This is a genomic window from Pseudomonadota bacterium (genome assembly GCA_018817425.1).
Classification (GTDB): Bacteria; Desulfobacterota; Desulfobacteria; order Desulfobacterales; family RPRI01; genus RPRI01.
In genome coordinates, this window is record JAHITX010000038.1 from 1 (window position 1) to 9,402 (window position 9,402).

Genomic DNA, 9,402 nt, shown 5'->3' on the forward strand with positions numbered 1-9,402 from the left:
GATAAACCATAAAGTAATCAGTCCCAAGCAATTTTGGTTGCAATATTTACCCCGAAAGTGCAAAATCCTATATAACATAAATACCATAAATTAGAGCCACTTTCAAAACGTTTCAGTTTGGTCAAGGTCAAGGCGGGGGAATATTTTAACCGCAGGAATACATGAAGTATTTCGAGGATTATAATTTTCACCCAACGCAGAGATCGGCCAAAATGGGACGTTTTGAAACTGGCTCATTACTTTATAACGGCTTTATATCCAATGGGGATAGTTTTGAAATGAAATCGGGCAGGTCTAAAATTATTATTGCAGTTATTTTGCTTGGTATTATTGCGGGATTAAGCGTATTTTTCTTCAAGCAGTTTCGGGATAAGACCGAATCCGGCGAAAAGGATAAGGCTGTACAGCCCCAGCCGGTTGAGGTGGCTCAGATTCAGCGTGGGCCGATTGTTTTGCGGCGGACTTTTAGCGGAACGCTGGAGGCTTTGTCCGAGTTTGTTGTTTCACCTAAAGTGAGCGGACGCGTTGAAAAGCTGTTCGTAAATCTTTCCGATACCGTTAAGCGCGGCCAGCTTATTGCTGAATTGGATAATGATGAATATGTTCAAACTGTTGCCCAGGCAAAAGCTGATCTGTTGGTGGCAAAGGCCAATCTGGCAAGAGCAAAAAGTAATTTAGATATCTCGAATCGGGAGTTTGCGCGTACCGAGTCTCTGCTCGAACGCGGAATTGCGTCCGGTTCCGAGTTCGATTCAGCCAGAGCGGATCAAATGTCGAAACAGGCAGAACTCGAAGTTGCCGAGGCACAGGTGATAAAGGCGAATTCATCGCTTAAAACAGCAAATATCCGGCTCGGATACACCAAGGTTACGGCAGGCTGGACAGGCGGTAACGAGTATCGCATCGTTGCAGAGCGATATCTCGATGAAGGCCAGACTGTTGCGGCAAACGCACAGTTGCTGTTGATTGTTGAACTCGATCCTATCATCGGGGTTGTTTTTGTCAGTGAAAAAGACTACGCACGTCTTAAGCCAGGCCAGATAATATCATTAACTACAGACGCCTATCCGGGTGAGGAGTTTTTGGGCAAGATAGATCGCATAGCCCCTGTTTTTAAAAAATCCACCCGGCAGGCAAGGGTAGAAATGATTATCGAAAATCCCCGGCATCGTCTCAAACCCGGCATGTTTATTAGAGCCACAGTGGTTTTGGAAAGGGTGCAGGAGACCACGATCATTTCTCAACAAGCCATAACCACTCGTGATGATAAAACGGGTGTTTTTATTGTAAGCAAAGACGGTAAGTCTGTGGCCTGGTACGAGGTAAAGACAGGTATCATCGAAGGAGACCGTGTCCAGGTGGAAGGGGAAGAGTTATCCGGCAGGGTCGTGACACTTGGGCAGCAGTTGATCAAAGATGGCTCAGCAATCATTGTTGGTTCCAATCAGCATAAAAGTGTTTCCGGCCCCAAGGAGAGCGATTTAAAATGAACCTTCCGGGATTCAGCGTTCGGCGTCCGATCTTTACGACTATGGTGACTCTTATCGTTGTGATTCTGGGGGCCTTTTCCTTAAGCCGCCTGCAGATTGACATGTTGCCCAATATTGAACTGCCCACACTGACCATTCGCACACAATATGATGGTGCCAGTCCCGAAGTAATGGAGCGGCTGGTGACCCAGATCATTGAAGAAATTGTTGCTACCGTACCCGGCGTGGAAGAAATGACATCCACATCCTCGGAAGGTAACAGCACGGTTCGGGTCAGCTTTGCATGGGGTACTAAAATCGACACTGCGGCAATCGATGTTCAGGGCAAACTGGAAGATGAAATCAATGAATTGCCTGAAGATATCGTAAGGCCACGTATCCGAAAGTTCGACATTGCCAGTTTCCCTGTAGTATTGCTGGGAATTTCCAGTAATCTTGATCCGGTAGAACTTACTGAGTTGATAGAAGTCCAGATTCGATACAGGTTTGCGCGCATTCCAGGTGTGGCGCAGGTTGATCTCTGGGGGGGATTTAACAGGGAAGTCAGGATCGAACTTGATCCTGAACGGATAAAGGCGCTGGGACTGCCGCTTGACCGAGTGCTTGAATCCATTCGTGACGCAAATCTGGACCTTCCCGCAGGAAAGATTGAGCAGGGCCGTTATGAGGTAATGCTTCGCGCTCCGGCTGAATTTACAAATCTTGATCAGATTCGCAATACGGTCATTGTCCGGCGCGAAGATGCAGTTGTAACTCTCGGTCAAATTGCAGAAGTTAAAGATACCTATGAAAAGCTGACACGTATCATACGGGTTAATGGTGGTCGTGGATTACGCGTTGCCATTCGAAAGCAGGCTAATGCTAATACTGTTGAGGTTTCCAAACGTATCCTTGATGAAATTAAAGCGGTAAACAAAGCATTTCCTCAGATCAATATAGTCCCGGTTATTAATCAGGGCAATTTCATTGAACGCTCTATTGCAAATGTGGCTCGCTCGGTATTATATGGAGGCGGCCTTGCGATTCTTGTTCTTCTTCTTTTTTTGCGAAACATCAGAAGTACTTTAGTTATTTCGCTTTCGATTCCCATCTCAATTGTTGCTACGTTTGCTCTTATTTATTTCGGCAAATTTACGCTCAATCTTATGACATTAGGTGGGCTTGCGCTTGGCGTTGGAATGATGGTTGATAGTTCCATCGTTGTTTTAGAAAATATTTTCCGCCGCAGAAGCGAAAGCGGGGAGACTCCGGCTGATGCAGCGGTAAAAGGAACTTTAGAAGTTGCAGCTGCAATTGTTGCAAGCACCATTACAACATTAGTGATTTTCCTGCCGCTGGTGTTTGTCCGCGGTGTTTCGGGCATCCTTTTTAAGGAGCTGGGATACGTAATAATCTTTTCCCTCATATGTTCGCTTGCGGTTTCACTAACTTTGGTTCCCATGCTGGCATCCAAATTTTTAAACACAAGTAAGGAGTTAGAAAAAGAAAATAAAACCGGAATGGGAAAATTGGCATTTTCTTCCGGTAATTTTCTTTCCGGCCTTACTAATACCTATCTTAAATTGTTGGATAAGGCATTAAATCACCGTATGGTTACGGTTATTCTGACTTTAGCTGTACTTGGTATGAGCTTGCTTTTTTTACCTTTTATCGGCAGTGAATTTCTTCCACCAAGTGATGAAGGTGAGGTCCGTGTCAATGGAAAGATGGAAATCGGAACCAGACTTGAATTGGTAGATCAACAAACAAAGATAATGGAGAAGATTGTAAAACCTGCCGTGCCTGAAGCGGTGGCTTCGGTTGTAAGTGTGGGAGCCGCAGGATGGCGGGCCAATGAAGCGGCAGAAGGTGAAATTCGCATGTCTCTATTGCCGGCCGCCCAAAGGACACGCTCAAACGTGGAAATAGCCGAAGACCTTCGTCTAAAGTTAAAAGGTCGTGTTCCGGGTATGGAGATACGCGTTCGTGCACCCCAGGGACAGTTTATGCTCGAACGTATTCTCGGAGGTGATGAAGGACTTAGCATTGAAATTCGAGGGTATGAACTTGCAACGCTAAATGCCCTGGCTAAGCGCGTGGCGGAATCGATTGCTGACGTGCCGGGAATTACTGATGTTCAGACCAGTCTTGAAGCCGGTATCCCACAGCAGGAAATTCAGGTTGATCGGAATAAAGTAGCCGATCTTGGCTTAAGTGTACGGGATGTGACACGTCTGATAGAAACTGCGGTGGCCGGTTCCAAAGCCGGAGAATACCGCACAGGGGGAAATGCCTATCGTATTCTGGTACAGCTTAAAGATGCCGAGAAACTCTCATTAAACGAAGTACTGAACCTTACGCTGACAACCGCATCAGGAGAACAGGTTACACTGCACAATATAGTTGCCACAAAACCGGGTCGTGGCCCGCTTTTTATCGATCGTAAGGATCAACAGCGATATGTGACTGTTCAGGCAAACGTGGCAGGACGCGATCTTGGATCTGTAGCTTTGGATGTAAAAACCCGATTGGAGAAAATTGCCCGTCCCATCGGTTATGATCTGATAGTAGCCGGAAATTTTGAGGAACAGCAAAAAGCTTTTGGCGAGCTTATAATTTCACTTGTCCTGGCGCTTGTTCTTGTTTATATGGTGCTGGCCTGTCAATACGAGTCATTCCGTGATCCGCTGGTCGTTATGTTGTCCGTACCGCTTGCGGGAGTTGGGGTGCTGATTACACTTTTTATTACAAATACTACCTTAAATGTTCAGTCATACATCGGGTGTATAATGCTGGGAGGAATTGTGGTCAATAATGCAATTTTACTGGTTGACCAGGCCGGACAATTAGTTAAGGAAGGGATGGGCACAAAAGAAGCTATGACTGAGGCGGGTCGGCGCAGATTGCGGCCGATTCTTATGACAACTCTTACAACAATACTGGGTCTGATGCCTTTGGCTTTAGGCATAGGAGAGGGGGCCGACGCACAGGCTCCGCTGGCGCGTGCAGTTGTGGGAGGCCTTGCCGGATCAACACTTATTACACTAGTACTTATTCCGGTAGTCTATTCGTTGTTTCATCCGGATCCGAAAGCACAACACAATTGAATTTTCATAAATTATTTATAAAAGGATTCTCCTTATAAAATGAAACCCATAGTTACTATAATCGGCAGACCAAATGTCGGCAAATCGACCTTTTTTAACCGGGTTACAAAAACTAAAGATGCCATAGTTGATAATTTCCCGGGAGTTACAAGAGATTGTATGCACAGAGATGCTGTCTGGGATGATATTGAATTCACTCTTGTTGATACAGGCGGGTTTGCATCCGATGATGAAGATGATATTAATTCAAAAATTCGCATTCACGTAAAGCAATCAATAGATGATGCCGATGCAATCATAATGATGCTTGATGGAAAAAATGGCGTATCTCCTTTTGATGCAGATATTATCCAGATGTTAAGATTGGTTACCAAGCCTGTTTTTTATGTTGTTAACAAGATTGATGGTGATGGAAAAGAGATCAACCTATATGAATTTTATTCTCTTGGTTTAGAAAAGCTATATTCTTTATCAGCAGAGCATGGCTATGGAGTTTCTGATTTTCTCGATGATCTTTGCGCAATATTTCCAAAAGTTGTTCACGAAAAATATCAGGATATTACAAAAATTGCTGTTATCGGAAGACCCAATGCAGGGAAATCTTCATTAATAAACTGTATTCTGGGTAAAGAAAGGCATATAGTAAGCGATGTGCCGGGTACGACCCGTGATGCCGTTGATTCTGTTTTTGAGATAAAAGGAAAGCAGTATCTTATTATAGACACAGCAGGCATAAGACGAAAAAGCAAAGTATCAAAAAAGATTGAGAAATTTTCAATTATCAAAGCTTTAAAAAGTCTTGATAGATGTGATGTTGCTCTTATAATTATAGATGCCTCGGAAGGTATAACGGATCAGGATATAAGTATTGCGGGCTACGCTTATGAGAGAGTATGCGGCTGTATCTTTCTTTTAAACAAGTGGGATACCGTAGAAAAAGGAGAGAAAACAAAGAAGAAATTCATTGAGCAGTTAAGATATGACGCCAAATATTTAAGTTATGCTCCGGCAATGACAATTTCAGCAAAGACAGGGCTTAGGGTTTCAAAAATATTTGATCTTGTGGATGAAGTATATAAACAGTATGAATTTCGTATCGGCACCGGAGAATTGAACAGGATTTTAGAATCTGCCCTTAGCAGAACGGAACCGTCACTTTACAGAGGAAGAAGACTTAAATTCTTCTATACAACCCAGGTTTCAGTTAAACCCCCGACATTTATTTTCTTTGTGAATTTTCCTGAGGCGGTTCATTTTTCTTATAAAAGATTTCTTATAAATCAGATAAGACTAAAAACAGGACTTGATAAAACACCGTTAAAACTTGTTTTCAAGAAAAGAGACGGCGACAGGCATAAAAAGAAATAGGGTTGATTTATGGATCATCTCCAGAAGAGTTGATCTAAATGAAGGGTTCAAGGGGGCAAGGATTCAAGGAATCGAGTGAAATGCTTAAAAATTATAAAGAGCTAAGCGTTTGGCAAAAATCGTATAAGCTTTGTTTGCATATATATAAAGTAACGAAACATTTTCCAAAAGATGAAACATATGGTTTGACCTCACAAATCAGAAGATCTGCTGTTTCCATACCATCGAATATAGCCGAGGGATATGGGAGAAAAACAACCTTAGAGTATGTCAGGTTTCTATATATTGCTTATGGTTCAGTCTGTGAACTGGAAACCCAAATGATGATATCTGGTGACTTGGGTTATGTGGAAAAAGATCGGCTTCAGGAAATAAGGGATGAGATCGGGGATATCGAGAGAATGCTAAAAGCGATGATCAAATCCCTGGAAAACAAACACTTGAATCCTTGAATCCTGGACCCCTTGGACCCTTTCTCTAAAACTAATTGGGAGAAGAACCTTAATTATAAATATATTCGAGGACAATTTGGATTTATTTGAAGACAACTTAGAAAAAGCAGGAAATGACTCAAAGCCTCTTGCCGAGAAGATGCGCCCAAGAAGTCTTAATGAATTTGCAGGTCAGGAACATGTTGTTGCTGAAGGGACCTTGATTGCGCATGCAATAGAAAATGACCAGGTTTTTTCAATGATACTCTGGGGCCCTCCGGGATGCGGTAAAACAACACTTGCAAGAATTATTGCCCGTGAGACAAGTTCTTATTTTATGCATTTTTCAGCAGTACTTGCAGGTGTTAAAGATATAAGAGCTGTAATTGAAGAAGCAAAAAACCAGCTTAAACTTTTTAAGCAAAAAACAATTCTTTTTGTTGACGAGATTCACAGATTCAACAAAGCACAGCAGGATGCATTCTTACACCATGTTGAAAGTGGACTAATAACCTTAATAGGTGCAACAACCGAAAATCCGTCTTTTGAGGTGATTTCTCCTCTTCTTTCACGATGCAGGGTAATTACTTTAAAAACCCTATCAGATGATGATGTGGCCCGGATAATTAACGGCGCCCTTAAAGATAAGGAAAGAGGGATTGGAGAATTAAACCTTTTGCTATCAGATGAAGTATTATCACATCTTGTAAGAATATCGGATGGTGATGCAAGGATGGCTTTAAACAGCCTCGAAATAGCTGCTAAAATTGCGGCAGGAAAGAAGAAAAAAGATGATGGGGAAATAAATATAACGCTTACAGATATAGAAAAAGCTCTTCAGAAAAAAGCTTTGCTGTATGACAAAACGGGTGAAGAACACTACAACCTGATATCTGCACTTCATAAGAGCATGAGAGGAAGTGATCCTGATGCTGCTTTATACTGGCTTGCCCGAATGCTTTCAGCCGGTGAAGATCCACTTTTTATAGCAAGAAGGATGATAAGATTTGCATCAGAAGATATCGGAAATGCCGACCCATATGCTTTAAGCGTTACGGTAAGCGCAATGGAAGCATTTAAATTTATCGGGCAACCCGAAGGAGAACTTGCTCTTGCACAAGCTGTAATTTATCTTTCGACTGCACCCAAGAGCAACAGCGTATATACTTCATATGGGAGAGTGCAAAGAGCCGTTAAAAGCGAAGGTGCGCTTCCTGTTCCTTTTCATATCAGAAATGCTCCAACATCTCTTATGAAAGATCTGGGCTACGGCAAAGACTATAAATATGCTCATGACTATAAAGAAGATTACGTATTTCAGGAATACCTGCCTGATAAACTTGAAGGCGTTCTTTTTTATTTTCCAACCGAAAGAGGTTATGAAAAAACAATCAGGCAAAGACTTGAGAAATGGCGTAAACTTAAGAAAGAGAAAAAAAAGAGCAATACTTAAAGCTCATAATTATTTGGTGGTTCCTCGCTATTTCGTGTGGGTAACTCTCATCCTTGGATGCAATCTGATAAACATAGGGCCACAAAAAAACCTTATCTGACAGGATTTACAGGATTTACAGGATTAATTTCAGGCCGCTCTTCGAAGAGCGGCCTGAAGCATGTATCCGCTATCGCGGAGGGTGGTAAGTGAAGCTTTTATATTGTTTTTGTCTTATCCCTTGAAACTGTTCCTATCCTCTATCTGTTTACTTCTTGTCTCACTTGCCGTAGGCAAGGGCTTCTTGCCTGTCCGGCTTCCGGCCGGTGGGGCAAAATATCCTGCCCATCCTGTTAATCCTGTCTAAAAACCTTGGTTAATAAATGCGTTGCGTCAATAACACATGCGGCAACTGTTTACCATCACAAAACAGCGAAGAGCCTATTTGCTTTGTCCTTCCCCTTTTCCCTCCGATTTTCTTAAAAAATAAAGAATCGGTGCAAGCAGCAGCAGAGCTACAATAAAAAACGGGATTCCTCCTTCCCTGTGAATATCACTTTCAAGAATTATCGGATTAACATAATTACCCAGCAATGCCAGAGTAATAATCCTGATTCCATTTTTAAACATTGTAACAGGCAATGCGCAAACAGCTAATATGATTTTATTGCGTCCGGTTTTAAGAAAAAGATGCCCGGCAAGAAGGGCGGTAATAAAAAGCGCAAGGCCCGATCTGATTCCGCTGCATTGTTTTGCCACTTCAACACTCATGCTGGACAGATGAAAGGAAAAGCCGTCTCTTAAAAATGGGACACCGGTGACTGTCAGTAAAAAATTTGCAAACTCTGTAGACCCTGATTGTAATAAATAAATGAATCTGTCCATTAAGTAACTTGGAATTGGAACCATAAATACAAGAAAAAAGAGCGGAAAAAGAGCTTTTTTGAAAGCGCAAAAGCTGTAAGCAAATATAAAAGCGCCTGAAATTAATATTACAGCAGAAAATGTTATAAGAGATGCATAATCATTTTGATTGAGATTTGCTTTTAAAATAAGTCCTGTTGCAAATAAAGCGATTCCGGCAAGGAGAAAAATACCACCGGTTCCGAAAGAATACGATATATCAGAATATATTTCTTTTCTTTTAATAAAAATGAGATATCCGCTGACAAAAGGTATAAGAAGTATATGAGAATAATATTCCCTGTTGGAGGTTGTAGAAAGAAGTTCTTTAAGAGGTAAATAACACATTAAGACAGCAATTAGTATGAACGCAGAAAACAATAAATTTCTTTTGCTAAAATAGCTTTCAGTCATAGTCGGTATCTTTCCTGTAGTATAAAATCGTTTGCAGTCGCCGGTTAACAGTTTACAGTAAATTGATAAGCATAAAGTGTATAAACTTGTGCCTTGTATATTTTAAATCTCTCACAGAGTTCTCAGAGTCACAGGGTTTTTTTAAGAATTTTTTGAGAGGAAAAATTCTTAAAATGCTGACATGCTGCTATCGCAGGTAAGTTTTATTTGAATGAGCTAATTTCAAAACGTTTCAGTTTGGTCAAGCTCAAGGCGGGAGAAAATTTCAACCACAGGAA

Annotated in this window: 6 protein-coding genes; 5 read left to right on the forward strand and 1 reads right to left on the reverse strand. The window is 41.8% G+C overall.

The features are described from left to right. The first annotated feature begins 278 nt into the window (after window positions 1–278). The 5 genes from KKC46_07935 to KKC46_07955 all read left to right on the forward strand — a co-directional run bounded on the left by KKC46_07935 (window position 279) and on the right by KKC46_07955 (window position 7,828). Window positions 279–1,490, forward strand: coding sequence for an efflux RND transporter periplasmic adaptor subunit (locus tag KKC46_07935; protein ID MBU1053745.1), 1,212 nt, complete (start codon window positions 279–281; stop codon window positions 1,488–1,490). Further along, entirely contained in the window at window positions 1,487–4,576 is a 3,090-nt protein-coding gene (locus tag KKC46_07940) for an efflux RND transporter permease subunit (protein ID MBU1053746.1), read from the forward strand. The genes KKC46_07935 and KKC46_07940 overlap by 4 nt, the downstream gene beginning before the upstream one ends. Before the next feature lie 39 nt (window positions 4,577–4,615). Beyond that, entirely contained in the window at window positions 4,616–5,944 is a 1,329-nt protein-coding gene (der, locus tag KKC46_07945; protein ID MBU1053747.1) for a ribosome biogenesis GTPase Der, read from the forward strand. 80 nt (window positions 5,945–6,024) lie between these two features. Next, window positions 6,025–6,396, forward strand: coding sequence for a four helix bundle protein (locus KKC46_07950; GenBank protein MBU1053748.1), 372 nt, complete (start codon window positions 6,025–6,027; stop codon window positions 6,394–6,396). A 139-nt stretch (window positions 6,397–6,535) separates the two neighbouring features. After that, on the forward strand, window positions 6,536–7,828 hold the full coding sequence (locus KKC46_07955; GenBank protein MBU1053749.1) for a replication-associated recombination protein A: 1,293 nt from the start codon (window positions 6,536–6,538) through the stop codon (window positions 7,826–7,828). A 420-nt stretch (window positions 7,829–8,248) separates the two neighbouring features. Here KKC46_07955 and xrt read toward each other — a convergent pair whose 3' ends face one another. Beyond that, window positions 8,249–9,124: an exosortase gene (gene xrt, locus KKC46_07960; protein ID MBU1053750.1), complete on the reverse strand. Its 876-nt coding sequence runs from the start codon at window positions 9,122–9,124 to the stop codon at window positions 8,249–8,251. Between the last annotated feature and the right edge of the window lie 278 nt (window positions 9,125–9,402).

Coding starts and splice junctions, on each gene's coding strand:
- KKC46_07935 (MBU1053745.1), top strand. CDS start 279: ATGAAATCGGGCAGGTCTAAAATTATTATTGCAGTTATTTTGCTTGGT.
- KKC46_07940 (MBU1053746.1), top strand. CDS start 1,487: ATGAACCTTCCGGGATTCAGCGTTCGGCGTCCGATCTTTACGACTATG.
- der (MBU1053747.1), top strand. CDS start 4,616: ATGAAACCCATAGTTACTATAATCGGCAGACCAAATGTCGGCAAATCG.
- KKC46_07950 (MBU1053748.1), top strand. CDS start 6,025: ATGCTTAAAAATTATAAAGAGCTAAGCGTTTGGCAAAAATCGTATAAG.
- KKC46_07955 (MBU1053749.1), top strand. CDS start 6,536: ATGCGCCCAAGAAGTCTTAATGAATTTGCAGGTCAGGAACATGTTGTT.
- xrt (MBU1053750.1), bottom strand. CDS start 9,124: ATGACTGAAAGCTATTTTAGCAAAAGAAATTTATTGTTTTCTGCGTTC.